26 protein-coding genes are annotated in these 26,590 nt (G+C 71.3%); 14 read left to right on the top strand and 12 right to left on the bottom strand.

Translation table 11 applies throughout. The annotated features are described in order from the left end of the window. Positions 1-167 precede the first annotated feature (167 nt). Positions 168-1,544, top strand: coding sequence for a hypothetical protein (locus RUR49_RS04210; RefSeq protein WP_409145043.1), 1,377 nt, complete (start codon positions 168-170; stop codon positions 1,542-1,544). Positions 1,545-1,565: 21 nt separating this feature from the next. Here the strand turns inward: RUR49_RS04210 and ccrA are convergent, their stop codons facing one another. Next, positions 1,566-2,858, bottom strand: a complete 1,293-nt coding sequence (ccrA, locus tag RUR49_RS04205) for a crotonyl-CoA carboxylase/reductase (RefSeq protein ID WP_409145042.1) — start codon at positions 2,856-2,858, stop codon at positions 1,566-1,568. 269 nt (positions 2,859-3,127) lie between these two features. Here ccrA and RUR49_RS04200 point away from each other — a divergent pair, with 269 nt between their 5' ends. The 3 genes from RUR49_RS04200 to RUR49_RS04190 all read left to right on the top strand — a co-directional run bounded on the left by RUR49_RS04200 (position 3,128) and on the right by RUR49_RS04190 (position 6,331). Beyond that, positions 3,128-5,164: a methylmalonyl-CoA mutase family protein gene (locus tag RUR49_RS04200; RefSeq protein ID WP_409145041.1), complete on the top strand. Its 2,037-nt coding sequence runs from the start codon at positions 3,128-3,130 to the stop codon at positions 5,162-5,164. A gap of 350 nt (positions 5,165-5,514) precedes the next feature. After that, entirely contained in the window at positions 5,515-5,946 is a 432-nt protein-coding gene (locus tag RUR49_RS04195) for an Hsp20 family protein (RefSeq protein WP_409145040.1), read from the top strand. Positions 5,947-6,070: 124 nt separating this feature from the next. Further along, entirely contained in the window at positions 6,071-6,331 is a 261-nt protein-coding gene (locus tag RUR49_RS04190; protein ID WP_409145039.1) for a DUF1150 family protein, read from the top strand. Positions 6,332-6,430: 99 nt separating this feature from the next. Here the strand turns inward: RUR49_RS04190 and ptsN are convergent, their stop codons facing one another. The 8 genes from ptsN to RUR49_RS04150 form a co-directional block, all read right to left on the bottom strand. Beyond that, entirely contained in the window at positions 6,431-6,898 is a 468-nt protein-coding gene (ptsN, locus tag RUR49_RS04185) for a PTS IIA-like nitrogen regulatory protein PtsN (RefSeq protein WP_409145038.1), read from the bottom strand. A 154-nt stretch (positions 6,899-7,052) separates the two neighbouring features. Then, positions 7,053-7,649 carry a ribosome hibernation-promoting factor, HPF/YfiA family gene (gene hpf, locus RUR49_RS04180; protein ID WP_409145037.1) on the bottom strand — a complete coding sequence of 199 codons (597 nt, stop codon included), beginning with the start codon at positions 7,647-7,649 and terminating at the stop codon, positions 7,053-7,055. Positions 7,650-7,896: 247 nt separating this feature from the next. Continuing rightward, entirely contained in the window at positions 7,897-9,432 is a 1,536-nt protein-coding gene (gene rpoN, locus RUR49_RS04175; RefSeq protein ID WP_409145036.1) for an RNA polymerase factor sigma-54, read from the bottom strand. An 85-nt stretch (positions 9,433-9,517) separates the two neighbouring features. Next, positions 9,518-10,339 (bottom strand): LPS export ABC transporter ATP-binding protein, encoded by an 822-nt coding sequence (lptB, locus tag RUR49_RS04170; RefSeq protein ID WP_409145035.1) that lies wholly within the window; start codon positions 10,337-10,339, stop codon positions 9,518-9,520. 68 nt (positions 10,340-10,407) lie between these two features. Continuing rightward, on the bottom strand, positions 10,408-11,064 hold the full coding sequence (locus RUR49_RS04165; RefSeq protein WP_409145034.1) for an LptA/OstA family protein: 657 nt from the start codon (positions 11,062-11,064) through the stop codon (positions 10,408-10,410). After that, positions 11,061-11,792, bottom strand: a complete 732-nt coding sequence (gene lptC, locus RUR49_RS04160; protein ID WP_409145033.1) for an LPS export ABC transporter periplasmic protein LptC — start codon at positions 11,790-11,792, stop codon at positions 11,061-11,063. The genes RUR49_RS04165 and lptC overlap by 4 nt, the downstream gene beginning before the upstream one ends. 159 nt (positions 11,793-11,951) lie before the next feature. Further along, positions 11,952-12,566: a ribonuclease H-like domain-containing protein gene (locus RUR49_RS04155; protein WP_409145032.1), complete on the bottom strand. Its 615-nt coding sequence runs from the start codon at positions 12,564-12,566 to the stop codon at positions 11,952-11,954. A 136-nt stretch (positions 12,567-12,702) separates the two neighbouring features. Beyond that, complete coding sequence (locus RUR49_RS04150; protein WP_409145031.1) at positions 12,703-13,569, bottom strand: outer membrane protein; 867 nt, start codon at positions 13,567-13,569, stop codon at positions 12,703-12,705. A 268-nt stretch (positions 13,570-13,837) separates the two neighbouring features. Between RUR49_RS04150 and RUR49_RS04145 the strand changes: the two genes are divergently transcribed. After that, entirely contained in the window at positions 13,838-15,337 is a 1,500-nt protein-coding gene (locus RUR49_RS04145; RefSeq protein ID WP_409145030.1) for a S8 family peptidase, read from the top strand. Positions 15,338-15,538: 201 nt separating this feature from the next. After that, on the top strand, positions 15,539-16,990 hold the full coding sequence (locus RUR49_RS04140) for a S8 family peptidase (protein WP_409145029.1): 1,452 nt from the start codon (positions 15,539-15,541) through the stop codon (positions 16,988-16,990). Between the two features lie 24 nt (positions 16,991-17,014). Here the strand turns inward: RUR49_RS04140 and RUR49_RS04135 are convergent, their stop codons facing one another. Continuing rightward, complete coding sequence (locus tag RUR49_RS04135; protein WP_409145028.1) at positions 17,015-18,829, bottom strand: ABC transporter transmembrane domain-containing protein; 1,815 nt, start codon at positions 18,827-18,829, stop codon at positions 17,015-17,017. Between the two features lie 234 nt (positions 18,830-19,063). Between RUR49_RS04135 and rpmE the strand changes: the two genes are divergently transcribed. Next, the gene (gene rpmE, locus RUR49_RS04130; protein ID WP_409145027.1) at positions 19,064-19,285 is read left to right on the top strand and encodes a 50S ribosomal protein L31; all 222 of its coding nucleotides are present in this window, start codon (positions 19,064-19,066) and stop codon (positions 19,283-19,285) included. Between the two features lie 341 nt (positions 19,286-19,626). Here the strand turns inward: rpmE and RUR49_RS04125 are convergent, their stop codons facing one another. Beyond that, positions 19,627-19,818 (bottom strand): DUF1192 family protein, encoded by a 192-nt coding sequence (locus RUR49_RS04125; protein WP_409145026.1) that lies wholly within the window; start codon positions 19,816-19,818, stop codon positions 19,627-19,629. Positions 19,819-19,992: 174 nt separating this feature from the next. Between RUR49_RS04125 and RUR49_RS04120 the strand changes: the two genes are divergently transcribed. Further along, on the top strand, positions 19,993-21,018 hold the full coding sequence (locus RUR49_RS04120) for an NAD(P)H-quinone oxidoreductase (RefSeq protein ID WP_409145025.1): 1,026 nt from the start codon (positions 19,993-19,995) through the stop codon (positions 21,016-21,018). A gap of 328 nt (positions 21,019-21,346) precedes the next feature. After that, a complete protein-coding gene (locus RUR49_RS04115) occupies positions 21,347-22,066 on the top strand; it encodes a DUF1013 domain-containing protein (protein ID WP_409145024.1) in 720 nt (239 codons plus the stop codon). Positions 22,067-22,201: 135 nt separating this feature from the next. Here RUR49_RS04115 and RUR49_RS04110 read toward each other — a convergent pair whose 3' ends face one another. Continuing rightward, positions 22,202-22,756: a DUF3833 family protein gene (locus RUR49_RS04110; RefSeq protein WP_409145023.1), complete on the bottom strand. Its 555-nt coding sequence runs from the start codon at positions 22,754-22,756 to the stop codon at positions 22,202-22,204. A gap of 175 nt (positions 22,757-22,931) precedes the next feature. Here RUR49_RS04110 and RUR49_RS04105 point away from each other — a divergent pair, with 175 nt between their 5' ends. From RUR49_RS04105 to RUR49_RS04085, 5 genes are all read left to right on the top strand, one after another. After that, positions 22,932-23,783, top strand: a complete 852-nt coding sequence (locus tag RUR49_RS04105) for a 23S rRNA (adenine(2030)-N(6))-methyltransferase RlmJ (RefSeq protein WP_409145022.1) — start codon at positions 22,932-22,934, stop codon at positions 23,781-23,783. 172 nt (positions 23,784-23,955) lie between these two features. Continuing rightward, a complete protein-coding gene (locus RUR49_RS04100; protein WP_409145021.1) occupies positions 23,956-24,489 on the top strand; it encodes a hypothetical protein in 534 nt (177 codons plus the stop codon). Then, a complete protein-coding gene (locus tag RUR49_RS04095; protein WP_409145020.1) occupies positions 24,486-25,163 on the top strand; it encodes a ribonuclease T2 family protein in 678 nt (225 codons plus the stop codon). Before RUR49_RS04100 ends, RUR49_RS04095 begins: the two co-directional genes overlap by 4 nt. Beyond that, a complete protein-coding gene (locus RUR49_RS04090) occupies positions 25,160-26,014 on the top strand; it encodes a hypothetical protein (protein ID WP_409145019.1) in 855 nt (284 codons plus the stop codon). The genes RUR49_RS04095 and RUR49_RS04090 overlap by 4 nt, the downstream gene beginning before the upstream one ends. Positions 26,015-26,044: 30 nt before the next feature. Beyond that, positions 26,045-26,530: a hypothetical protein gene (locus RUR49_RS04085; RefSeq protein ID WP_409145018.1), complete on the top strand. Its 486-nt coding sequence runs from the start codon at positions 26,045-26,047 to the stop codon at positions 26,528-26,530. Positions 26,531-26,590 lie beyond the last annotated feature (60 nt).

Here is a 26,590-nt window from a genome sequence, read left to right as displayed (position 1 = left end):
CGTTCCGCCGCCCGACGCCGCCGCCATAGCACGCGGCCGGGTGAGAGGCGATAGGAGCGCGGCGGTGTGGCAGCGGCCGGGCCGCGGTGGCGGCGATCGGGCGTTGCCGCTGTCGGGGCTACACGCTAGGAGAGTGCCGGCCGCGCGGGGTGGCCGCGAAAGACAGCATGACGGCGACGCTCGACGCCTTCCGGTCGTCCCTGCAGCGCGGCTCCGGCCGCGCCATGCTGATCCTGCGCGAAAATCACGGCCATCCCGATCTCATCGCGGCGCTCTTCCACAGCTGCACGGTCAACGAGGTCTTCGACACGCAGTGCGAGGAAGCGCGGGCCGCCTATCTCCGCCGGCTGATCCTCGCCACGGGACAGGCGGACGCCTTCCGGCGCGACCTCGCCGCCCACCTGGCGGGTGCGGGTGCGGCAGTGGGCTGGAAGGGATCGGAGGAGAGAGGCGGCGGTGCCGCGGAACCAAGTCCCGGCGACATGCGCCCAGAGGACATGCATTCCGAGGATCTGCGCCCCAAGGATCTCGGCCAGACCTTCGAGCTCCTCTGTCTTCTCGCCGCCGACGAGCCGGCCTTCGATCGCCGCGTGCTGTGGGACTTCCTCGCGCGCACGGACTTCGACACCGCCTGCTTCGGCTGCGCGAACGCGCTGGTAAGGCTCGACGGGTTGCCGGCGCTACTGCACTGCGTCGAGCATTTCCGGCAAGACTATGCGGAAGCGAATTGGGAGCTGGGTCATCTGCTCTACGAACTGCGCGAGCGCGACGGCGAGGCGCTCGCGAACGAGGCGCTCGAGGACGCGCGCTGCACCTCGCCGGCGCTCGACCATTTGCTGACGCTCGTGCCCTATGATGGGCCGTGGTCGACGTGGCGCGATCAGCCGAGCGACTACCGCACCCTCAAGGCAGACTTGGATGCCGGCGAGCGTTCGCTATTTCCCGGCGGCTGGTCGTTCCGTGCCTCACCGGAGGACCTGGCGCTCGCCGCGACGGATCTGCTCGCCGAGACGGACGACCTGCGCCGACGGCCCTACCTGCACCTGTTCTTCCGCATTCCATTCCCGCTCGACCCGGAGCCGCTGTTCCCGCTGTTGAAGAGCGAGCACAAACGCGTCCGGTTCGCGGCGCGCAGAGTGTTCGGCCAGATGTGCCATCCGGGCGTCCGGCAACTCGCTCTCGCTGCCATCACCGACGGAGCAGCGGCGGGCTGGGCCGGACTGCACCTTCTGCGCGGCAGTGCGGAGCCGGGCGACTCGGCCCTTTTCGATCCATTCATCGCGGCGGCGAGTGCTGCCGGCGAGGACGCCGTCGTCCACTGGGCCTACATCAGCATCCTGGAGATCATTGAGAACGACCGCCTTCCGCTCGACGAGGGCCTGCCGTGGCTCGTGCGGGTCTACGAGGAGACGCCGTGCTCCACCTGCCGGCGCCGCGTCGTCAAGAATTTGATGGCGGTCGGGCGCGTACCGGACTGGATCTCGGCCGAGTGGTCGTTCGACGCCGCGGCGGATGCGGTGGCGCTCAACGAGGCCAACGCCTGACGGTCGCCGTCCCGATCCCGCCTACCCCCCGCACGCCTCGATCACGTCCTCGTAGGTCCTGAGGCCCGACACCGGGGCGTTGACCAGCACGGCCATGTTGCCGGGGGCGTGCTGGTTCTTCCACATCTTGGTGTGGGCCTTGGGGATGTCGGACCACGGGAAGACTTCCGACATGCACGGGTCGATGCGGCGGTCGATGACGAACTGGTTCGCCGCCGAGGCCTGCTTGAGATGGGCGAAGTGCGAGCCCTGGATGCGCTTCTGGCGCATCCAGACGTAGCGGGCGTCGAAGGTGATGTTGAAGCCCGTGGTGCCGGCGCAGAACACCACCATGCCGCCACGCTTCACCACGAGGCAGGAGACCGGGAAGGTCTGCTCGCCGGGATGCTCGAAGACGATGTCGACGTCGCGCTTGCCCGTGATGTCCCAGATCGCCTTGCCGAAGGCGCGCGCCCCTTTGGTCCACGCCAAATATTCCGGCGAGTTGACCGTCGGCATCTGGCCCCAGCAGTCGAAGTCCTTGCGGTTGATGACGCCCTTGGCGCCGAGGCCCATGACGTAGTCGCGCTTGCTCTCGTCGGAGATGACGCCGATGGCGTTCGCGCCGGAGGCGGCGACGAGCTGCACGCCGAACACGCCGAGGCCGCCGGAGGCGCCCCAGACCAGCACGTTGTCGCCCGGCTTGATGGTGTGCGGGGCGTGGCCGAACAGCATGCGGTAGGCGGTGGCGAGGGTCAGCGTGTAGCAGGCGCCCTCTTCCCAGGTGAGGTGGCGCGGCCGCGGCATCAGCTGGCGCGCCTGCACCCGGCAGAACTGCGCGAACGAGCCGTCCGGCGTCTCGTAGCCCCAGATGCGCTGGGACGTGGAGAACATCGGGTCGCCGCCGTTGCACTCCTCGTCGTCGCCGTCGTCCTGGTTGCAGTGGACGACGACCTCGTCGCCCACCTTCCAGCGCTTCACCTTCGAGCCGACCGCCCAGACGATGCCGGAGGCGTCGGAGCCGGCGACGTGGAAGGGCTGCTTGTGGACGTCGAAGGGCGAGATCGGCTGGCCGAGCCCAGCCCAGATGCCGTTGTAGTTGACGCCGGCGGCCATCACGAGGACGAGCACGTCCGTCTCGCCGACGGGCCAGGTCGGCACGACTTCCACCTGGAAGGACTGCTCCGGCGGCCCGTGCCGCTCGCGGCGGATCGTCCAGGCGTACATGTTCGCCGGCACGTGGCCGAGCGGCGGGATCTCGCCGAGCTCGTAGAGGTCCTTCAGCACGCCCCGGGGTGCCGTCTCGACGCGCTGTGCGCCGGCCGCCGCTGCCATGATCTTCTCTCCCGTCCCTCCGCGGGCGGCTCCTGCCGCCTCTTGTCGGCCGAGCATGCCCATCTCATTCCGCATTGCAACACGGAAAATCGTCTGAGAGGGGCGTTTGGCGCAAGCATTCGAATGAAGTCGACGACTGAACGATCGAAACTTTCGATCAAGTCGACGAAAGTGCAACTGGTGCACCCTTCATGCTCTCCCAATGCCGCATTGCACCACGGCCAGCGGGCTGGCATGGTTTGCGAAAGCGCCAGGGGAGGCGAGGGCCGATGTACGAGAAGAAGACTGCCGAGAGGCCGGCCGCCGAGAGCGGAACGAAAGCTTCCCGCGACAAGGCTCCGCGCGATAAGCCCTGGATGTTCCGCACCTACGCCGGTCATTCGACGGCGGAGAAGTCGAACGCGCTCTACAAGATGAACCTCGCGAAGGGCCAGACCGGGCTGTCGGTCGCCTTCGACCTGCCGACCCAGACCGGCTACGACCCCGACCACCCGCTCGCCCGCGGCGAGGTCGGCAAGGTCGGCGTGCCGGTCGCCCATCTCGGCGACATGCGGACCCTCTTCGACGGCATCCCGCTCGAGAAGATGAACACCTCGATGACGATCAACGCCACGGCGGCGTGGCTGCTCGCCCTCTATGTGGCGGCGGCGGACGCGCAGGGGGCGGACCGCGACAAGCTCACCGGCACGACGCAGAACGACATCATCAAGGAATATCTGTCGCGCGGCACCTACGTGTTCCCGCCGGCGCCGTCGCTTCGACTCACCACCGACGTCATCGCCTGGACCTACGGCGCGATGCCGAAGTGGAACCCGATGAACGTCTGCTCCTACCACCTGCAGGAGGCCGGGGCGACGCCGGTGCAGGAGCTCGCCTTCGCGCTGTCCACCGCGATCTCGGTGCTCGATGCGGTGAAGGCGGCCGGCGCCATTCCGCCGGACGAGTTCGGGCCGGCGGTCGGCCGCATCTCCTTCTTCGTCAACGCCGGCATGCGGTTCGTCACCGAGATCTGCAAGATGCGGGCGTTCGTCGATCTCTGGGACGAGATCACCGCCACCCGCTACGGCGTGACGGATCCGAAGCACCGGATGTTCCGCTATGGCGTGCAGGTGAACTCGCTCGGCCTCACCGAGAGCCAGCCGGAGAACAACGTTTATCGCATCCTCATCGAGACGCTGGCGGTGACGCTGTCGAAGTCGGCCCGCGCCCGGGCGGTGCAACTGCCGGCGTGGAACGAGGCGCTCGGCCTGCCGCGTCCGTTCGACCAGCAGTGGAGCCTGCGGGCCCAGCAGATCCTTGCCTATGAGACCGATCTTCTGGAGTTCGCCGACATCTTCGACGGCTCGGTCGCCATCGCCGAGAAGGTCGAGGCGCTGAAGGCGGAAGCGCGCGCCGAACTCGCCCGCATCGACCAGATGGGTGGCGCGGTGGCCGCGGTCGAGTCGAGCTACATGAAGCAGAAGCTCGTGGAGGCGAACGCCGCCCGCCTCTCGGCGATCGAGAGCGGCGACCTCGTCGTCGTCGGCGTCAACGCCTTCACCGAGAGCGAACCGTCGCCGCTGTCGACCGGGGCGGCCGCCGTGCAGACAATCGACGAGGCGGTCGAGGCCGAGGCAGTGGAACGGCTCGCCGCCTGGCGCGACGCCCGCGACGGCAAGGCGGCCGCTGCCGCCCTCGTCGCGCTCGAGGCTGCGGCCCGCGAGGGCCGCAACGTCATGGAGCCGTCGATCGCCTGCGCCAAGGCCGGCGTCACCACTGGCGAGTGGGGCGAGACGCTCCGCCGCGTCTTCGGCGAGTACCGGGCGCCGACCGGCGTCGGCCGCGCCGCCCGGGGCGACGCCGGCGACCTCGCGAGCGTGCGCGCCGCGGTGGAGTCGGTGTCGATCAAGCTCGGCCGGCGGCTGAAGCTCCTCGTCGGCAAGCCCGGTCTCGACGGCCACTCCAATGGCGCCGAGCAGATCGCGGTCCGTGCCCGCGACTGCGGCATGGAGGTCGTCTACGAGGGCATCCGGCTGACGCCGGCGGAGATCGCCAACGCGGCGCTCGAGGAGGGGGTGCATGTCGTCGGGCTGTCGATCCTGTCGGGCTCGCACCTCGCCCTTGTCCGCGACGTGCTACAGCGCCTGCGCGCCTCCGGGCTCGACGACGTGCCGGTCGTGGTCGGCGGCATCATCCCGCCGGAGGACGCCGCGTCGCTGAAGGCGGCCGGTGTGGCGGCGGTCTACACGCCGAAGGACTTCGACCTCACCCGCATCATGGCCGACATCGTCGCCATCGTCGACGCGGGCACCAGCAAGGCGGCGTGAGGGGAACCGTCGACGGAACCGTCCGTCATCCCGGACGCGGAGCAACGCGGAGCGATCCGGGACCCAGCGGACTCTTGTCGCGCGGAACGCGCGACACTCAAGCCGCGCCTTCGGCGCGAAGTCTTCCGCTGGGTCCCGGCTTTGCGTTCGGCTGCGCCTCGCTTGGCCGGGATGACGCCCGTTGTTGTGCCCCATCGCCACCGCCCCTCGCTTGAACCCGACCGCCTGCCTGCCCATATTCCGAGCAACGGCCGCGGGGCCGCCGGATGCCGATCTCGGGTCCGACGTGACCGTAGGGCTGTGTTCGCAAGGTCGAACTTCAAGGTCGCTTGGGAAACGAGGACTTTGGCATGTCGCGGATGACCGCCTTTTCGAGCCCGTTGCTGCTCGGCTTCGACGAGATCGAGCGCGTGCTCGACCGGGTGTCGAAGGCGACGAGCGACGGTTACCCGCCCTACAACATCGAGCGGCTGCCGCCCGAGGACGGCCACGGCGAGGTGCTGCGCATCACGCTGGCGGTCGCCGGCTTCCGGCGCGAGGACCTCGACGTCGTGGTGGAGGAGCGCCAGCTCCTCATCCGCGGCCGCCAGTCCGACGACGACAAGGGCCGCCAGTTCCTCCATCGCGGCATCGCCGCGCGGCAGTTCCAGCGGGCGTTCGTGCTGGCCGAGGGCATCGATATCCTCGGTGCGGAGTTGAAGGACGGGCTGTTGTCGATCGACCTCGCCCGGCCGGAGCCCGAGAAGATCGTGCGGCGGATCGATATCGCGGCACGCGACTGACCAGCCGGCGCCTTGCCGGCGACTGACCAGGGCGGCGGCGACGCCGGCTTGCGGACAGACCGGCCCCGGAACGGGGGCCACAGAGCCACACGGGCCGTCACGGACGTGGGGCAGGAGGCGTAAAATGCGTAGTTCCGTCAACGAGACGAAGGTGGTGCCGCCGGAGGTTCTCGCCGGTATCGGAGCCGGGCGCATCACCTATGTGAAGGCGATGTCGTCCGACGAGGCGACCAACCTGTTTCCGCAGGCGCCGAAGCTGGCGCCGGGGCTGAAGCTGTTCGCGCTGCTCGGCGCCGACGGCTCGCCGATCCTGCTCACCGACAGCCGCGAGGCCGCGGTGGCGAGCGCCCTGCAGAACGACCTGATCACCGTCGCGGTGCACTGAAGCCGGGCACGATGCCGCGTGCCGCTGCCCATCGCAGCGGCACGCCGCCCGCCTTACGGCGGGTATTCTGGAATGCCGGACTGTGTCCGCCCGCCGACCTCAGGCCGCGTTCGACGATGCCGTCGGCTGCGTGAGCAGCGCGAAGAGCGCGTTCGCCTCGGTGGTCGCCCTGAGCTTGGTTGCCGTCGCGGGATCGCGCAGCACGCGGGCGATGCGCGCGAGCGCCTTCAGATGGTCCGCTCCCGCCCCCTCCGGCGCCAGCAGCACGAACACGAGATCGACCGGCTCCTCGTCGAGCGCCTCGAAGTCGATCGGCTGATCGAGGCGGGCGAACAGGCCGAACAGGCGGTCGAGCCGGACGAGCTTGCCGTGCGGGATCGCCACGCCGTGCCCGACCCCGGTCGAGCCGAGCCGCTCGCGCTGCAGGAGCGTGTCGAAGATCTCGCGCTCCGGTAGCCCGGTGAGCGCGGCAGCGCGCTCCGACAGCTCCTGGATCGCCTGCTTCTTGCTCGCCACCTTGAGCGAAGGCACGATGCCCTGCACCGAGAGAAGGTCGCTCAGGTCCATGGGAATCCTCCCGCACCGGGTCCGGCCGGAGCGAGCCGTTCCCGTCGTGATTCAAGGCTGGTGCCAAACGCCGCGCCGCCGCGCAGAATCGTCCCGGCCGGTGCGCCGGGGCGACCGCGAGAGCGGGTGACGGCTCGCAGGGGAAGCACGATGATCAGCCGCCGTTGCTGGTGAGGGCGGGATCGACCCAGCCGATGTTGCCGTCGGCCCGGCGATAGACGACGTTCAGCCCGCCGTGGGCGGCGCTGCGGAACACCACGACGGGTGCCTCGCTGAGGTCGAGCTCCATCACCGCCATGCCGACGGTGAGGGTGCGCACCTTGGTGGCGGTCTCGGCGACGACCACCGGCGCGTAGTCGGCCTCGACCTCCTCCTCCTCCTGCGGCGAGACGAGCACGTAGCTCGCCGCCTCGAAGGCGGGCTCGCTGGCGGACGCGCCGGTCGGGCGGGCCTTCAGCTTGCGCTTGTAGCGGCGCAGCCGCTTGTCGATGCGCTCGGCCGCCTGGTCGAAGCACTGGTTGGCGTCGACCGCGCTGCCGGACGTCTGCAGCACGACGCCGGTGTCGAGGTGGATGGCGCAGTCGGTGCGGAAGCCCGAACCTTCCTTCTCCACCGTCGCATGGCCGGTGTAGCCGCCGTCGTAATACTTGCGGACGATCTCTTCGATGCGGGCCTCGATGCGCCCGCGCAGGGCCTCGCCGATGTCGACGTTCTTGCCGGAGACCCGAAGGGGAGAAGTCCGAATTGTCATATGATCCTCTGGTGGGCTCGGAGCGGCGGTGCCGGCTCCCTGCTGGCGGCCCTTGGCGGCTTGTTCCTCCGCCTGGCCTCTCGTCCCACGTCGACGTACCGGTTTCGACCGGCTGTCGGTCCGCGGTATCCGGACCGCCCGTCGCGGCGGGGTTCTAGCGCGGCCGGTGCCGCGCTTCAAGCCGTCGGACTTTCCGTCTGTCGGGACTGTAGTGTGGTTTGGGGCGCGAGGGAAACGCCTCGCCGGCTCAGCCGCTGCGGGCGAGACCGCGCTTCTCCCGCCGCCGCTCCACGGACGACGGAATCCGCATCGATTCCCGATACTTGGCGACCGTGCGGCGGGCGATGTCGACACCGCCGTCGCGCAGCGCCTGCACGATCGCGTCATCGGACAGCACGTCGTCGGTCGGCTCGGCGTCGATCAGCTGGCGGATGCGGTGGCGGACCGATTCCGCCGAATGGGCGTCGCCGCCGTCGGAGGCGGCGATCGACGAGGTGAAGAAGTACTTCAGCTCGAAGATGCCGCGCGTCGTCGCCATGTACTTGTTGGCGGTGACGCGGCTGACGGTCGATTCGTGCATGCCGATCTCGTCGGCGACGGTGCGCAGGTTGAGCGGCTTCAGGTGGGCGACGCCGTGCTGCAGGAAGGCCGACTGCTGGCGGACGATCTCGGTCGCCACCTTGAGGATGGTGCGGGCGCGCTGGTCGAGGCTCTTCACCAGCCAGTTGGCGGTCTGCAGGCAGTCGGACAGGTAGGCGCGGTCGCCCGGTCCCTTGGCGGCGCGCGCCACCGTCGCGTAGTAGGTGCGGTTGACGAGCACCCGCGGCAGCGTCTCGGCGTTGAGCTCCACCCGGAAGCCGCCGTCCTGCGCCGGGCGCACCACCACGTCGGGCACCACCGTCGGAACCGCCGCGCCACCGAAGGCGTGGCCGGGCTTCGGATCGAGCCGCTTCAGCTCGGCGAGCATCTCGGCGAGGTCCTCGTCGTCGACTCTGCACAGCCGCCGCAGCGCCGGGTACTCGCGACGCGCCACGAGGTCGAGGTGGCCGACGAGCGCCTGCATCGCCGGGTCGTAGCGGTCGCGGTCCTTGAGCTGCAAAGCGAGGCACTCGGCGAGGTCGCGCGCGGCGATGCCGGCGGGCTCGAGCCCCTGCACCACCGCGATCATCTCCTCGACGACCGCCTCCGTGGTGCCGAGCTGGGCCGCGGTGGCGGCGATGTCGATGCGCAGGTAACCGGCCTCGTCGAGGCTGTCGACGAGGAACTGGCCGATCAGCCGCCGGGCCGGGTCGGAGACTGCGAGCGCCAGCTGGTCGAGCAGGTGGTCGCGCAGGCTGACCTCGCCGGCGACGTAGGCCTCGAGGTCGGCGTCCTCGCCGCCCCGGGCCGCGGCGCTCCACGGGTCGCCGGACAGCCGGCCTGGGTCGATCGCACCGGCGCCGGAATCGTCGGGAAAGAGCTCCGAGAGCGACACGTCGACGTCGGCGGTACGCTCCGGGCCGGAGGTTGCGGCGTCCATGCCGGCCGGCTCCGGCGGCTCGCGGTCGCCCGCGCCATCGGCGTCGTCGCCGGCACTGTCGGCGGCCTCGCGCTCCTGGTCCGGCGAGGGCGGCGCCGGCGGCTCCTCCTCGCGCTCCAGCAGCGGGTTGCGCTCGAGTTCGGTCTCGACGAAGGCGACCAGGTCGAGGTTCGACAGCTGCAGCAGCTTGATCGCCTGCATCAGCTGCGGCGTCATCACCAGCGACTGGGTCTGTCTGAACTCGAGCTTCGGTGCGAGGGACATGGGCTCTTCGGTCGCCGGCGCTTGGTCCGGTTCTTGCTAGGACTGAACGGCCTACCTTACGACCTTATTGCGCCGGCGCCATGCGTCAAAGCGTGAAGCGCTCGCCGAGATAGAGCCGGCGCACGTCCGGATCGGCGACGATGTCGGCCGGCAGTCCCTCGGTCAGCACCATGCCGGCGGCGATGATGTAGGCCCGGTCGATCAGGCCGAGCGTCTCGCGCACATTGTGATCGGTGATCAGCACGCCGATGCCGCGGGCCGTCAGGTGGCGGACGAGGGCCTGGATGTCGCCGACGGCGATCGGGTCGACGCCGGCGAACGGCTCGTCGAGCAGCATGAAGGCCGGCCGGCCGGCGAGCGCCCGGGCGATCTCGACGCGCCGCCGCTCGCCGCCCGAGAGCGCCGTCGCCGGCTGTTCGGCGAGATGATCGAGGCGGAACTCCGAGAGCAGCGCCGCGAGTTCGGCCTCGCGCCGGCGCTTGTCGGGTTCGGCCACCTCGAGCACGGCGCGGACGTTCTGCTCCACCGTCATGCCGCGGAAGATCGACGCCTCCTGGGGCAGGTAGCCGATGCCGAGGCGGGCCCGCCGGTACATCGGCAGCTCCGTCATGTCGAAGCCGTCGAGGGTGATGCGGCCGCGGTCGGGCCGGATCAGGCCGGTGATCATGTAGAAGACGGTGGTCTTGCCGGCGCCGTTCGGGCCGAGCAGGCCGACCGCCTCGCCGCGTCCGACGGCGAGGCTGACGTCGCGCACGACCTCGCGGCGGCGATAGCTCTTCGCCACCCCGGTGACCACCAGGCGATCGGCGCCCTCGGCGGCCGGGACCGGTGCGGCGGCCGCGTCACGGCGCCCGCTCGGCGCGCCGCCCCGGGGGGGCAACTTCGAAGGGTCGACTGGGCGTTGCATCGGCTCGATGGCTCACGCACCGGCCGCCGCCGGGGCGGCGACTGGCGCGGCGGAAGGGGAGGGCGCCGTCAGTTGCCGGCGGGCGTGGTCTGGCTGCCGGGGGTGAGCAGCATCTGCACGCGGCTCTTGGTGGAGAGCACGCGCGCGCGCCCGGTCTGCATCTCGACCACCAGGCGGTCGCCGCGCACGACGTTCTTGCCCTGGGTGAGGACGACGTCGCCACGGAGCTCCAGCACCTCCGTCTTGCCGTCATAGGTGGCGGAATCGCCCGAGGCGGTCTGGTCCTTGGAGGTGACGAGCACCTTGCCGCTCGCCTCCAGCCGGTCGATCTCCTGCGAGCCGGCGACCGGCGCGGCGCCGCCTTCGGCCGCGGCGGGGGTCGCGGGGGCGGCCGGTGCCGCTGTCCCGGCGGCCGCGGCCGCCTTCTTCTTGCCGCCTTCGCCGCCGCCGTCGCCGGCGCCCTGGCCGCCGCCGACATAGTGGACGACGAGCTTCGCGGTCTCGAGCGTCGTCTCGCCCTGCTTGACGACGACGTCGCCGGTGAAGATCGCGACGCCCTCCTTGTCGCGCACCTCGAGCTCGCGGGCCTCGATCTGGATCGGGCCGCCGTCGCTGCCGCCGAAGCCGGAGAAGCCGCCGGCGGTCTGGGCGTGTGCCGCTACGGGCAGGGAGACGGCGAGGACGAGGGAGGCGAGGGCGGCGTGCCGCCACGGCGTCGGGATCATGGGCGTTTCTCCGCGGCAGACGGATCGAGGGTGAGGGTGACGCCGTCCTTGAAGACGATGCCGGTGCCGTCGCCGCTGGCTTCGGCACTTCCGGCGCTGATCTTGCCTCGCGGACCGTCGATCGTCAGCGGCGAATCGCTCACCACGAGCCCCGTCTTGAGGTCGATGTCCGCCGTGGTGAACGTGGCCTGCTCGCCATCGCTTGATTCGAGCGTGATGCCCTCCGACAGCTTCAGCCGCTCGACCTCGCTGTCGTACTGGCCGTGCTTCGCCTTCAGCACCACCCAGGCGTCGTTGGGAAGCGAGATGCGCGCGTCGATGCCGTCGAGCTCGATCAGCTTCGGATTGGTCAGGCTCTGCACGGCGCGCTCGGCGGTGATGTCGTAGGAGCGATCGCCGTCGTGGCCGGAGAGCTTCGGGTTCGCCATGACCAGCCCTTCGGTCGAGACGCCGACGTCGCCGAGGTCGATGCCGGGCATCAGCGTCGGCGCGAGCATCGCGACTGCGAAACCGCCGACGATGACGAGGGCGGCCACCGGCAGCAGCCAGCGCAGGCGCCGTACCGCGCGGCTGTGGCCGGAGGCGGCCCGGCGGGCGGTGCTGCGACGGGGATCGTCGGCGCGCAGGGGCGGCGACACGCCGCCGATGCCGGCATAGGCCGACGGCGGGTCGTTCCGCGGCGTGGCGGTCACGGGAGGCGACAGGGAGGTCACGGTCCGCTCGCTCATTGCCCTCGTCCGGAGCCTCCGGGGCTCCTCGTGGCCTCGACCCGGCCCGGCACTACGGTGGTGGTGGCCGGACCAGAGGTGCCCCCGACGCGAGCACCGACGGTCAGCCCCTATATGGCGCGTTTCGCGGCCGCGTGCGACCCCCCGGTGCGCGCGCGGTCAGGAGTGGGCGAAGATGTCGTCCTCGGGCCAGCCCGCGAGGTCGAGGGCGACGCGGGTCGGCAGGAAATCGAAGCAGGCCTGCGCCAATGCCGCCCTGTCCTCGCGCTCGAGCCGGCGCACCAGCTCCGTGCGGACAGCGTGCAGATGCAGCACGTCGGAGGCGGCGTAGGCGATCTGCGCCTCCGACAGCGTCTCGGCGGCCCAGTCCGAGCTCTGCTGCTGCTTGGAGATGTCGACGCCGACGAGATCCTTCAGGAGGTCCTTCAGGCCGTGACGGTCGGTGTAGGTGCGCACCAGCCTGGAGGCGATCTTGGTGCAGAACACCGGCTCCGGCATGACCCCGAAGGTGTGCTTCAGGAGGCCCATGTCGAAGCGGGCGTAGTGGAAGACCTTCAGCACCTTGGGGTCGGCGAGCAGCGCCTGGATGTGCGGCGCCTCGGCCTGGCCCTTGGCGATCTGCACGACGTCGGCGGTGCCGTCGCCGGGTGACAGCTGCACGACGCACAGGCGGTCACGGTGCGGGTTGAGGCCGAGCGCCTCGGTGTCGATGGCGACGACGTCGCCGTAGCGGTCGAGGTTCGGCAGGTCGCCGTGATAGAGCCGGTTGGTCATGGCACCGTCGCTCGCCGCGGGCCGGGGCGCGGGCGGGCGCTTCGGCGGTCGCAAGGGGGATGGATGGGTCGCCGGTGCATAGCACCGCGGCCCGCCGGGAGTCGAGGCGCCGCGGGGCGGGCGCCGGGCCGCGGCTTCAGGGGAAGCGCACCCGCACGCCGAGCCGCACCTGATGGACGGCGATATCCTCGAGCTTGGCGCGGCCGCGCCCGCCACCGCCGCCGATCGCCGTGCGGCCGGTCTCGGCCGAGCCGAGGGCGAGGTAGCGGTAGCCGGCATCGAGGGTGACGGTGTCGGCGACGTCGAATCCGACGCCACCGGCGAGCGCCCAGGCGAAGTTCCAGCCCTCGGCATCCGGGCGCTTGCCGGTGCGGCCGTCGGGCCGCGTCGTGCGCCAGTCCGTCGCCTCGATGCGGGAGACGCCGATACCGCCGCCGACATAGGGGCGCACCACCCCGTCGAACTCGACATAGGCGTTGAGGAGGGCGGCGAGCGCCGAGACGTCGGCGCGCTCGCGGGTGAAGCCGCCGCCGGCGCAACCGGCGCAGACGGAACGGGCGGAGAAACCGCCGCTGCCGACGGCGTCGAGCGTCACGTCGGTGCGCAGGAAGCCGCCGAAGTCGTAGCCGAGGCCGGCGCCGAAGGTGACGCTCGGGTCGATCGAGGGCGAGCGGAAGCGTCCGACGGGGGCGGGGAGCCGCGCTGTCGGCGTCGCGAACAGGGCTGCGCCGATGTCGCCGCGCACGTAGAAGCCGGCGCGGCTCGAGTCCTCGGGGAGGATGTCGTCGTCGTGCTGCAGCACCGGCGCCTGGCCGTCGTCCGGCGTCTGCGCGTCGCCCTGCGGCGCTGCGTCCTGATCCTCGGGCCCCGCGTCGGCGGCGGCGATGGCGCGCGCGACGACGTCGTCCTCCGGCCCGACCGAGGCGGTCGCTGCCACGGCGGGTGCCGCGAGCGTCAGCAAGAGAACGAGGAGAACGCTGCTCGCAGGACGCGACGAGGGCATCGGGACGGCTCCGGGCGGGGCGTCGGTCAAGGCCCCGCGATCACCGACAAGCTGGCCCGGCAACCCTTAAGGCGCCGTTAACCACATCCCTTAACCATAACGCCTCACCGAGGGTTCTCGCGCCGACGGCCGGGCGAGGCAGGTCACGGCGAAGCGTCCGCCGTGATCTCGCCAAGGTGTGATGCACTTCACAGCTCGGAGCTTTCTAATGTGCTTTGAAACCGGGGCGACCAGCGTCGCGTCCAACTCGAACCCCGGGGAGCGGGATATGACCAAAGCCCAGCCGATCAGAAGCCGCACCGCCGCCCGCTTGACGTTCGGCGCTGCCGCCTTCGCGCTCGTCGTCGCCACCGGGGGAGCTGCGGTGGCGGCCGAACCGTGGGATCGCACGCCGGCCTTCTTCGACAAGACAGCGCCGGTGGCCCAGTCCTCCGGTCGCGGTGGAGCCGTCTCCGACCTCACCGCCCAGGCGCGCCGTCAGGGCCGCATCAAGGTCATCGTCGGCCTCGACGTCGCGATGTCGGACGACGAGATCACGCCGATGGCTGCCGCCCGCGAGAAGGCGAGCCTGAAGTCGGTGCAGGACGCCGTCATCGCCAACGTCTTCAACCGCCGCACGCGCACAGCGTCCGGCCCGGCCTCGGGCGAGGAGCCCGATGTCCGCCGCTACGAGACGATCCCCTACCTGGCGATGACGGTGACGCCGTCCGAGCTCGAGCGGTTGATCGCCGACGGCCGCGTCACGACCATCCAGGAGGACGTGCCCGTGCCGCCGACGCTCGCCCAGAGCGTGCCGCTGATCCAGGGCGACATCACCCGCACCGCCGGCTTCACTGGACGCGGCGTCGCCGTGGCGGTGCTCGACACGGGCGTCGACATCAAGCATCCGACCTTCGGCACGCGCATCAAGTCGGAGGCGTGCTTCTCCTCCACCGTCAGTGGCCAGTCGAAGTCTGTCTGCCCGAAGGGCGTGCAGGAATCGACGAAGACCGGCTCGGGCAAGAACTGCAAGACCAACATCTTCGGCTGCGACCACGGCACACACGTCGCCTCGATCGTCGCGAGTGGCGGCTCGGGCATTCGCGGCGTCGCGCCCAAGGCGAACCTGATCGCCATCCAGGTGTTCAGCCGCTTCGACAACCAGGGCGACTGCGGCTCCGCGCCGGCTCCGTGCGTCCTGAGCTTCAACAGCGACCAGCTCGCCGGTCTGGAGCGGGTCTTCAAGCTCCGCAGCAAATACACAATCGCCTCGATCAACATGAGCCTCGGCGGCGGCCAGTTCTTCGCCCACTGCGACAACAACAATCCCGCCTTCACGAAGATGGTGAAGAAGCTGCGCAAGAACGGCATCGCCACCGTCATCGCCGCCGGCAACAACGGCTTCAACGGTTCGATCTCCTCGCCGGCCTGTGTTTCGGCGGCGGTGGCGGTCGGCTCGACGACGAAGCAGGATGTCGTCTCGGGCTTCTCCAACCACTCCCTGCTCGTCGACGTGATGGCGCCCGGTTCGGACATTACCGCAGCTGTCCCCGGCGGCAGTGGCGTCAAGAGCGGCACCTCGATGGCCACCCCGCACATCGCCGGTGCCTTCGCCGTGCTGAAGCAGTCCGTTCCGGCCGCGACCGCGAAGGAGATCGAGCAGGTGATCAAGCTCACCGGCCTGGTGGTCGCACGCAATGGCGTCGCCAAGCCGCGCGTCCTGCTCAACGACGCGCTCCTCGAGCTCCAGGCGGAGTTTCAGGCGGAGCAGCAGGTGGCCGCCGACTGACCACGCGTCACCGTCCTTCCACCGTTTTCGGGGGCCGCTCGTCGCGAGGCGATGCGGCCCTTTCGCTTGCCCGGGGAACGGCGGTGTTGCCGGTGGGGCACGGCCCTCGGGTCACGGTGCCGTCCAGGACTACCTGAGGATGCAGCCGGCGGCCGAAGCGAGTATAGAGACCTTCCAGATCACCCGGTGGATGCGTTCCCCATGGCGAAGTTCTCGAGCAGCCGCTTCCCGTCGCTCACGCTGGCGGCTCTCGCCGCCGCGGCGATCTTCATCGTTCCGGCCGTCGCTTCGGCGGCCGAGCCGTGGGAGCGCAATCCCGCCTTCCTCGACAAGCGCGATCCCGTGCCACAGGCCTCCGGCCGGGCCGCCGACGGCGGCCTCGCCGCTGAGGCGCGCAAGCAGGGCCGCATCCGCGTCCTGGTCGAGCTCGAGGTCCCGACCACGGCCGCGACGGCCGGGGACGAGACCGCCGGCTTCGCGGCGCTCGCCGCCGTGCAGGACGCCGTCATCGCGGCGACGTTCGGGTCTTCGGCGGCCGCGACCAGCGCGGCGGGCTCCGAGGCCGGCATCCGGCGCTACGAGATCATCCCCTTCCTGTCCCTGACGGTGACGCCGGCCGAGCTCGAGCGGCTGATCGCCGACGGCCGCGTGCTGTCGATCCAGGAGGACATCCCCGCGCCGCCGGTGCTGAACGAGGCACTGCGCATCATCCACGCCGTCCAGGCACAGAAGGCCGGCTTCGACGGCAAGGGCTTCGCGGTGGCGGTGATCGACTCCGGCGTCGAGGCGAAGCACCCGATGCTGAAGGGGCACGTCAAGGCGGAGGCGTGCTTCTCCTCCAATGTGCGTGGCGCGGCGAAGACGGTCTGCCCGAACGGCCGGGAGCGCGACGAAGGTGGCGGGTCCGCCCGGCCGTGTGGCAAGTCGATCGCAGGATGCGACCACGGCACCCACGTCGCCTCGATCGCCGCCGGTTCGTCCGGCAGGCGCGACGGCGTCGCCCCCGGGGCGAAAATCGTCGCCGTGCAGGTCTTCAGCCGGTTCGACAAGAAGGAGTGGTGCGGCTCGATCCCGGCGCCATGCGCGCTCAGCTACTCGAGCGACCAGATTTCGGGTCTCGAATTCGCCTACAAGCAGCGCAAGGCGCACGCTATCGCCGCGGCCAACATCAGCATCGGCTCCGGCGCCTACAAGACCGCCTGCGACAAGGTCGTGCCGGCCATGACGGATATCATCCGCCGTCTTCGCAAGGTCGACGTGGCGACGGTCATCGCCGCCGGCAATGGCGGCAACGACAACGCCATCTCCGGCCCGGCCTGCATCTCCGTGGCCATCGCCGTCGCGGCCTCCAGCGACCGCGATCGCATCCCGACCTGGTCGAACTGGGGTTCGCTGGTCGATCTCGTCGCCCCCGGCGTCGACATCCTCGCCGCCGTGCCCGGCGGCTACGGCACCAAGAGCGGCACCTCGATGGCCGCTCCCATGGTCGCCGGCGCCATCGCGGTCCTGCGCCAGGCGGACCCGTCAGCCGGCGTCGGCACCATCGTCGAGACGCTGGCCGACACCGGCGAGCCGATCTCCCGCGACGGCCGCCGCAAGCCCCGCATCGACGTCAACGCTGCCCGCAAGGCCCTGCAGGCGTCCGGTAGCTAAGTCGGCACCGGCTGGTGGACACCGTCAACCGGCGGCGCCCAGCGCCGCCGCGCCAGTCTCGAACTGCAGGCGGGCGAGGCGGGCATAGAGGCCACCGCGGGCGACGAGCTCGCGGTGGGTGCCGGTCTCGACGATGCGGCCGCCGTCCATGACGACGATGCGGTCGGCCGACAGCACGGTCGCGAGCCGGTGGGCGATGACGATCGTCGTGCGCCCCGCCTTCAGCTTTTCGAGCGCCGCCTGCACGGCCGCCTCGCTCTCGGCGTCGAGGGCGCTCGTGGCCTCATCCAGAAGCAGGATCGGCGCGTCCTCGAGGAGAGCGCGCGCGATGGCGAGCCGCTGCCGCTCGCCGCCCGACAGCGTCTGCCCGCGCTCGCCGACGATGGTGTCGAGGCCGTTCGGCAGCGCCGCGGCGAAGCGGTCGACGCGGGCGGCGATGGCTGCGTCTCGCACCGCCGCCGCATCGGCGTCCGGCCGGCCGCGGCGGATGTTGTCGAGGATGGTGCCGGCGAACACCACGGTGTCCTGCGGCACCAGCGCGATGCGGCCGCGCACGTCGGTAAGCCGCGCCTCGCGCAGGTCGACGCCATCGAGCACGACGCGCCCGGCCGTCGGGTCGTAGAAGCGCAAGGCGAGGGCGAAGAGCGTCGACTTGCCGGCGCCGGAGGGCCCGACGATCGCCACCGTCTCGCCCGGCGCCACCGCGAGGTCGATGTGGTGCAGCGTCGGTCCGTCCCCGGTCGGGTAGGAGAACGCCACGCCCTCGAAGGCGAGGCGGCCCTGCGGCGGCTGCGGCAGCGCCCGCGGCTCGGGCGGATCGGCGACGGCCGGAACGGTCGCGAGCAACTCGCCGAGGCGCTCGGCGGCGCCGGCGGTCTGGGCGAGCTCGCCGCCGACCTGTGACAGCTCCCCGAGCGTGCCGGCGGCGAACACGGCGTAGAGCACGAACTGGCCGAGCGTGCCGGCGCTCATCTCGCCGGTGAGGACGTCGGTGGCGCCCATCCACAGCACCGCCACGACGCTCGAGAACACCAGGAAGACGCCGACGGCGGTCAGCGCCGCGCGCGCGACGGTCGCTCCGCGCAGCGCCTGGAACGCCGCCTCGAGCCGCCGGCGGTAGCGCGTCGTCGCATCGGTCTCGCCGCGGAAGGCCTGCAGGGCCCGCATCGCCCCGATCGCCTCGGTGGCGTCGGCGGAGGCCTCGGCGATCAGGTCCTGGGCGAGGCGGGAGCGCCGCCGGACCGTGCGGGCGAAGCCGTATAGCGGCAGCACGATCACCGGGATCGCCACGATGACGAGCAGCGACAGGCCGGGGCTCGTCACCACCATCATGGCGATGGCGCCGACGCAGAGCACGAAGTTGCGGAGCGCCGAGAAGATCGTCGTGCCGACGGCGCTCTTGATCTGGGTCGCGTCGGCGGTGAGCCGCGAGACGATCTCGCCGGAATGGGTGCGGTCGAAGAAGCCGGCATCGAGCCGCGCCACGTGGGCGAAGACGTCGGCCCGCAGGTCGGCGACGACGCGCTCGCCGAGCCAGGTGACGAGGTAGTAGCGGGCGGCGCTTGCCAGCGAGAGGACCGCGACGATCACCACCAGCATGCCGAAATAGCGGTCGATGAAGCTCGCGTCGTCGGCGCCGAAGCCGAGGTCGATCATCCGCCGGACCGCGAGCGGGATCGTCAGGGTCGCCGCCGCCGCCACGAATAGCGCACCGGCGGCGAGAGCCAGGCGGCCGCGGTGGCGGGCGATGTAGGGCGTGAGCATCTTCAGCGTGCCGAGGCGGGGCCGTGCCGTTCCCGTGCCCTCGGTCTCGCTGGTCGTGCGCCGGCGTCGCGCCACCCGCTGCCCTCCTTCGCTTCGGTTTTTCTTCGGGCGAAGTGAAATCACGTCGCGGGGCAGGGGCACAAGCGGGGGTCGGCCTTGTGGGGGCGGGCACTGTGGGATATATCGTCGCCCCGATCGACCGGCCGGGCTCCGTTTGGCGCCCGGACCGGCGTGTTTGCCGTGCGCGAGTGCGGATCCGAAGACATCAGCGGCCGGCAGCGGCTGCCCTCAGCCAGCGGACGACCGGCGATGAAGAACGACATCCACCCCGACTATCACAAGATCAAGGTCGTGATGACCGACGGCACCGAGTACTGGACGCGCTCCACCTATGGCGCCGAAGGCGACACGCTGACCCTCGACATCGACCCGCGCACCCATCCGGCCTGGACCGGCGGCCAGCAGCACCTGCTCGACCGTGGCGGCCGTCTGTCGCGCTTCAAGAACAAGTACGGCGGCTTCCTCGGCTGATCCGTCCGCGCGGGCGCGCTGCGCCCGCGCCTTCGCCGGCTTTCGGCCGGCGGGTCGACGACAAAAAAGATCCGCGCAGGGCGCGGCGAGAGCGGCCCCCGGGCCGCGTGTCGACGACAAAAAAGAGCTGCGCAGGGCGCGGCGGGAGCGGCCCCCGGGCCGCGTGTCGACGACAAAAAAGAGCCGCGCAGGGCGCGGCTCAAGAAGTCGACAGGGAGGCTCGGGGTGGAGGGGAACCACCTCGCGTCCGCATGCGGACGTCCTTGTTGATAATTCGGAAAGGCTAATGCCGGGTTAACGCGCCCGGCATGCCCCGGTCCACGCCGGCCCTGTCGCCGCGATCACAGCCGGAAGACGGCATCCGCCGCCGCGGCGCTCGCGCGCTTCGATGCCATCGCCGCCTCGATGCGGGCGATCTCCTCGCGCAGCATCACCGTCCGCTCCGCCAGTTCGTCGAGCGACAGCACCGACAGGTCCTGGCCGATCACGTGTGCCGCCGGCTTCGGCCGCGGCCGCTCCTCTTCGAACGCCATCGCGCTCTCCCTTGTCTCGTCCGCTCGGGTTCGTCGCGCCCGATGCTTCGCGTGCGATCCTGCCGCCCCTGCGCGCGCTTGCCAACCCGGCCAGGTCCGAGCCCACCTCGCCCGCGTTGCCAGTGCCCCGTCGCAACGGCTACACCGCCAGGGCACCCATTCGGGAGACCGCCGATGACCGCCGCTTCACCGACCCCCACCCTGCCGCCGACGATGACCGTCGTCGCCTGCCGCACGCCCGGCGGGCCGGAGGTGCTGAAGCCGGAGACGCGCGAACTGCGCCCGCCCTCCGACGGCGAGATCCTCGTGCGTGTCGTCGCCGCCGGCGTCAACCGGCCGGACGTGGTGCAGCGCCAGGGCCACTATCCGCCGCCGAAGGGCGTCACCGACGTGCCGGGCCTCGAGATCGCCGGCACGGTCGTGGCCGTCGGCGAGGGCGTCGCCCGCTACAAGGTCGGCGACCGCGTCACCGCGCTCGTGCCCGGCGGCGGCTATGCGGAGTACTGCCCCGTCCACGCCGAGAACGCCCTGCCGCTGCCGGCCGGGCTGTCGATGGTCGAGGCGGCGGCGCTGCCGGAGACCTTCTTCACCGTCTGGAACAACGTCTTCTGGCGGGGCGGCCTGAAGGCCGGCGAGTGGATCCTCGTGCACGGCGGCACGTCCGGCATCGGTACCACCGCGATCATGCTCGCCAAGGCCTTCGGCGCGAAGGTCATCGCCACCGCCGGCACCGACGAGAAGTGCGACGCGTGCCGCGGCCTCGGCGCCGATTTCGCCGTCAACTACCGCACCACCGACTTCGTCGAGGCGGTGAAGCAGGCGACCGGCGGCCACGGCGCCGACGTGGTTCTCGACATCATCGCCGGCTCCTATGTGGAGCGGAACTGGCAGGCGGCCGCCATCGAGGGGCGCATCCTGCAGGTCTCGGTGCTGGAGGGACCGGCCACCGTCGACTTCCGCCGCCTGATGATGAAACGCCTCACCCACACCGGCTCGACGCTGCGCATCCGCGACGTCGCCTTCAAGGCGGCGATCGCCCGCGAGCTCGAGGAGAAGGTCTGGCCGCTGATCACCGAAGGCCGCATCCGCCCGGTAATCGACTCGACCTTCCCGCTCGCGGAGGCCGCCGCCGCCCACGCCCGCATGGAGAGCTCCGCCCACATCGGCAAGATCGTGCTGACGGTGGCCGTGGAGGGGTGAGGCTCCAAAGTTCCGTCATCCCGGACGCGAAGCAACGCGAAGCGATCCGGGAGCCAGCGGAAGACTTGTCGCGCGAAGCGCGACGCTGAGTGCGTGCCTGTGGCACGCGTTCTTGCGCTGGGCCCCGGATCGGCGGTCGGCTTCGCCTCCCTTGTCCGGGATGACGGCCGCCCTCTGAAACGGACGGAGGATCGGTGCGGTTTGCATCGCGTCCCGTCGCGCCGTATATGGGAGACAATCCCGAAAGCCGACGAAGTCGACACCGGGCTCCCGCGGCTGAAACCGCTGGACGCGGACGGGAACGTCATAGCCTTTGAGGACGACCCCGATGATGAACGGACCGCTGATGCCGAAGGCCACCGCCGTGTGGCTGGTCGAGAACACGGCGCTGAGCTTCGAACAGATCGCCGCCTTCTGCCGCATGCATCCGCTGGAAGTGAAGGCGATCGCCGACGGCGATTCCGCCCAGGGCATCAAGGGTCTCGATCCGGTGCTGACCGGCCAGCTGTCGCGCCAGGACATCGAGCGCGCGCAGGCCGATCCGAGCGTCCGCCTGAAGATCGCCGACCCGAAGGTGAAGGTGCCGGAGAGCAAGCGTCGCGGCCCGCGCTACACGCCGGTGTCGAAGCGTCAGGACCGCCCGAACGCCATCCTCTGGCTGCTGCGCAATCACGGCGAGTTGAAGGACGCGCAGATCATGCGCCTCGTCGGCACGACGAAGACGACGATCGAGTCGATCCGCAGCCGCAACCACTGGAACGCCCAGAACCTGCAGCCGATGGACCCGGTGACGCTCGGCCTGTGCAGCCAGATCGAGCTCGACATCGAGGTCGAGCGCGCCGCCCGCTCCGCGCCGAAGCGCGAGGAGGGCGCGCCGGGCGCCGCCACCCTGCTGCCGGTGCAGGAGACCACCGCGCCGGACGCCATGGAAGCGTTCCGCGCCGAGCCGGCCCGCCGCGAGGAGGACGACGAGCTCGACGCCGAGGCGGTCTTCGCCAAGCTGAAGGCGATGAAGAGCGAGACGCCGGACGACGACGAGGACGCCTGAGGGCCTGGGGCCTCAGGTCCCCGAGCGCCGTGGCGGGCCGTTCCGGCCCACGCACTCCTCGACTTCACATCTCCCACGGGCCGCCTTCGCGGCCCGTGTTGCGTTCGGGGGTGATGCCGTGCGCGTCGGCGCCCGTCAGCGCCGGTCGAAAAAGACGTCGACGCGGCCGACCGGCACGCCGAACTTCGACACCACCGCGATGTTGCGCACCCGCCGCGGCCCCTCCTGCACCAGCACGTCCTCGAAGCGCACGCGGGTGACGTTGCCGTCCTTGCCCTTCACGTCGGCGTCGTAGCTGAGGCGGATGGCATTGCCGTCGACGCGCACGTCGGCGGTACCGTCGACGTCCTCGCGCCGGCCGATCCAGCGGCCCTCGCCGGCCCTCTCGAAGACCCAGGTCTTGCGGTCCTTCTCGCCGTCGGCGAAGACGAAATCCTCCACCAACGTCAATGTCTTGCCGTCGAAGCGGCCGCGCGTCGTCACCGTGAAGGCGCGGTCGGCGCCGCCGATGGAGCTGACGAAGCGGCCCTCGCCGCTGGTGCGCCCGGTGAAGAAGCGCTCGAACTGCAAGGGCGGCCCCTCGGTGCCGGCCGGCACCGGCGGGACTGTGGCGCAGCCGGCGAGGACGAGGAGCGCCGCCACCGCCAAAGCGAGGCGGGCGACGGGCGACGATCGCGTGGACGATCGCATGGGAAAACCTCCGAAGCGGGTGCGAGGCCGTGCGCGCAGGGGCTGCGGGCGGCGGCTCAGACCGGTGCTGCAGATACGTCGCGCGGCGGCCGGCGGACCAATCGCCCCGTCGCCATCCATCAGTGCGCCGCTGCGCCGCTTGCCGCGGCGGTGGCCGCGTGCGACGAGGCGCGCCATGAACTACCGCCACGCCTTCCATGCCGGAAACTTCGGCGACGTCCTCAAGCACGTCGTGCTGGCGCGCGTGCTCGTCCACCTCGCCCAGAAGGCGGCGCCCTACCGCCTGATCGACACCCACGCCGGCATCGGCCGCTACGATCTCCTCACCGGCGAGGCCGAGCGCACAGGCGAGTGGCGCGACGGCGTCGCGCGGGTCTGGGCCGCCGACCCGCCGATGGAGGTCGCCTCGCTGCTGTCGCCCTGGTGGGCGGCGGTGGCGGCGGAGAACCCCGGCGGCGGCCTCGCCGTCTATCCGGGCTCGCCGGCGCTGGCGCTGACCCTGATGCGGCCGCAGGACCGGCTCACCGCCGTCGAACTCCACCCCGAGGACGCCGTGACGCTGAAGCGCGCCATCGGCCGCGATGCCCGCGCCCGTGTGTCCGTGCAGGACGGCTGGCAGGCGCTCACCGGCTCCGTTCCGCCGCCCGAGCGCCGCGGCGTCGTCCTCGTCGATCCGCCCTACGAGGCGACCGACGAGTTCGACCGCCTCGCCGACGGGTTGATCGCGGCGGCGGCGAAGTGGCCGACCGGCTGCTTCATCGGCTGGTATCCGATCAAGTCGTTCGGCCCGGTGGACATCCTGCACGCCCGCCTCGCGGACGCCGGCGCCAAGCGCCTCGTCACCGCCGACCTCCTCGTCCGCACGCCGGACAAGTGGATCCCCGGCCTGCCGGGGGCGGGCATCGTCGCGATCAACCCGCCCTATACGCTGGCCGCCGAACTCGCCGTGCTGCTGCCGTGGCTCGCCGCGACGCTCGCCCAAGGGGAGGGCGCCCACCACCGCCTCGCCGTCCTCGCCGACGGCTGAGCGACGGGTGCCGGGGTGATGCAGCATGGCGACAGCGCCGCGAAACCGCACCCGCCGTCCGCCGTCGCGCGCCGTCGCCACCGTGCGCCGCCTTGACCCGGCGGGCCGGGTCGCCCAAGGTCCGAACGGTCCGTCCGAGCCGTCCGTCGGCGCGTCCGTCCGGGAGCCGTCCATGTCCCTTCGCCGCTGTTCCCGCCCCCTCGCTGGCGCACTCCTCTTCGCCGGCGCCGTCGCCCTGTCGGGCCCGGCCGCCGCCGACTGGTTCGGAGGCGGCACGCCGCAGCCGGTGGAAAAGCGTGTGCCCGCCTGCGACGACGCTTCCGTTCAGGCCAAGCTCGTGAAGTCGATCGCCAGCGCCGATCCGCGCTACTACGGCGTGACGGTGAAGACGCTGAAGCACATCGAGCAGTCGGCGCTGGTGGACAACCAGGACAGCCCGCTCGCCCGCCGCTACTGCACCGCCCGTCTCGAGTTCGATCCGCTGCCGGCCAACCTGCCGGCCGGCAAGGCACCGCCGAAGAACGTCCTGTTCGGCGGCGAACCGGCCCCGACGCTGCCGCACGAGCGCTTCGCCTTCTACATGGTGGAGGAGAAGGCGGGCTTCGTCGGCATCTCCTGGAACGTCGAGGTCTGCATCTCCGGCCTCGACCGCTGGCGCGTCTATGACGGCCAGTGCGAGACGGTCCGCCCGCCGCCGACGCAATGATCGCCCGTTTCGCCGCGGCCATCGTCCTCGCCGTCCTCGCGCTCGGCTCGCTTCACGCGCGGGCTGCCGATGTGCGGTCGGGCGACGTTGCAGGGCGCTTCGACCACTGGCTGTTCGTGCTGTCGTGGTCGCCGAGCTACTGCGAGGCGGAGGGCGACGGCGGCAGCCCGGAGCAGTGCTCGTCCGGGCGCCCCTACGGCTTCATCGTCCACGGCCTCTGGCCGCAATACAATCGCGGCTGGCCGGACTACTGCGCCTCCGCCGAGCGTCGTCTCGCCCCCGACCTCGTCGACGAGATGCTGCCGCTGATGCCGAGCCGCGGCCTGATCCGCCACCAGTGGGAAAAGCACGGCACCTGCAGCGGCCTCGGGCCGGACGAGTATTTCGACCTCGTTCGCGAGGTCCGCCGGCTGATCCGCGTGCCCGACGACCTGCAGCGGCTCTACGTGGATTCGATGGTGTCGCCGGCGGTGGTCGAGCGGATGTTCCGCGGCGTCAATCCGGGCATGCCGGCAGACGCGATCTCGGTCACCTGCGACCGCCGGCGCCTGCGCGAGATCCGCATCTGCCTCGATCGCGACCTCGGCTACCGCGCCTGCCCGGCGGTCGAGGCGCGCGCCTGCAAGGCCGACTGGATCCGCATGCCGCCGGTGCGCCCGGTGCCGCTGCGGTGAGCGCCTCACATCGTTCCCTCGCCTGCAGCCTCGCGGCAATGACGCTGTCGGCACTCCTCGGCAGCGTCGCCCCGCTCGCCGCCCAGGACACGACACCGCCGACGGACCGCCCGGCCGAGACCCCGCCCCAGTCCGAGACGGCGCCGCCGCCCGAAGCGCCGGCGGCCCGGCCCGACGTTGCCGGCGCGACTCCGGTCCCGGAAGGCTCTGCCACGGCGGCGCCCGCCGACGCCCCGGAAACGCCCCCGGAGCGACCCGACGAGGCTGCGCAAGCCCCGGCCGACGCGGCCCCGGCCGCAGACGCCGCCGACGCGCCCTCGTCCGGAGAGCCGCAGTCGGAAGATCCGCCCGCCGAGGGCCCGACGGCGCGCCCCGAGACGGCCGACGACCCGCCGCCGCTGCCCGCCTCGCTCGCCGGCGTGCCGGAGCCGGTGATCGCCCTGCACGTGTCGACCACCTTCTGCGAGGACCCGTCGGGGCCGGCGCTGGCCGACCACGCCGCCCTCGTCACGCCGCTCGGCCCAACCGCCGTGCTCGTCGGCATCCCCTGTACGGGCGATTCCGCCCGCGCCGCCTTCCGCCTCTATGTTCTGGAGACCGGCGAGATCGGCGGCGTCCACGCGCAGTTCTTCGCGCTGCCGTCGAAGACCCTCGGCTGGACCGGCACCGAGGTGCTGTGGCAGCCTTCGACGGACGCCGAGGGCCGCCTGACCGGCACGCTCTACGATCCCGGCGAGGGCCGCTGCGCCAGCCGCGGCCGCTGGCGCTGGAACGGCTACGCGCTCGCCATGGAGACGGCCGAGCTCGAAGCCTCCTGCGGCAAGGGCGACTGGCGCTCCGTCTACCCCTGAGGCCGACCCGACCGACAGCGAGATCCTGCCGTGCCCCAGGTCCCCCGCACCTTCACCGACTACCGCGCCGCGCTGGTGATGGCGGTGCAGGAGGAGATCGCCGGCGAGGCCTATTTCGCCCGCCTCGCCGAGCTCCACCCCGGCCGCGGCCGGCAGGCGCTGGCGCTGCTCGCGCGGATGGAAGCCGCCACGGCGGCCGCGACGCGCCCTCTCGTCGAGCGCCACGGCCTCGCCCTTGAACCGGCCGAGACGCTGCGGGCCGCCGGCCGCGCCGAGGCCGATCGCGACGGCGCGGCGCCGTGGCCGCAGTTCGTCGCCGCGATGGCGGAGAACTATCCGGCCTTCACCGCCGAGTTCGAACAGATCGCCGCCCTCGCCCCGCCGGAGGACGCGGAGCTATGCGCCGTCCTCGTCGACCATGAGGTGGCGGCCGTCGACTTCGCCCGTCTCGAGGTAGCGGGGAATGCTGACAGCTTCGCGCCGCTGGAGGCCTTCCTGGCGCGGCACGGGGGATGAGCGTGCGGCGTCAGCGCGCCGGGATGGCGCCGCGCCACTCCCACACCCCCGCCGACCCCT

This window comes from Pseudoxanthobacter sp. M-2 (assembly GCF_046156265.1).
Lineage (GTDB): Bacteria > Pseudomonadota > Alphaproteobacteria > Rhizobiales > Segnochrobactraceae > CAMDHY01.
The sequence above is the reverse complement of the archived record's forward strand: the minus strand, read 5'-3'. Positions and strand labels throughout refer to the sequence as shown.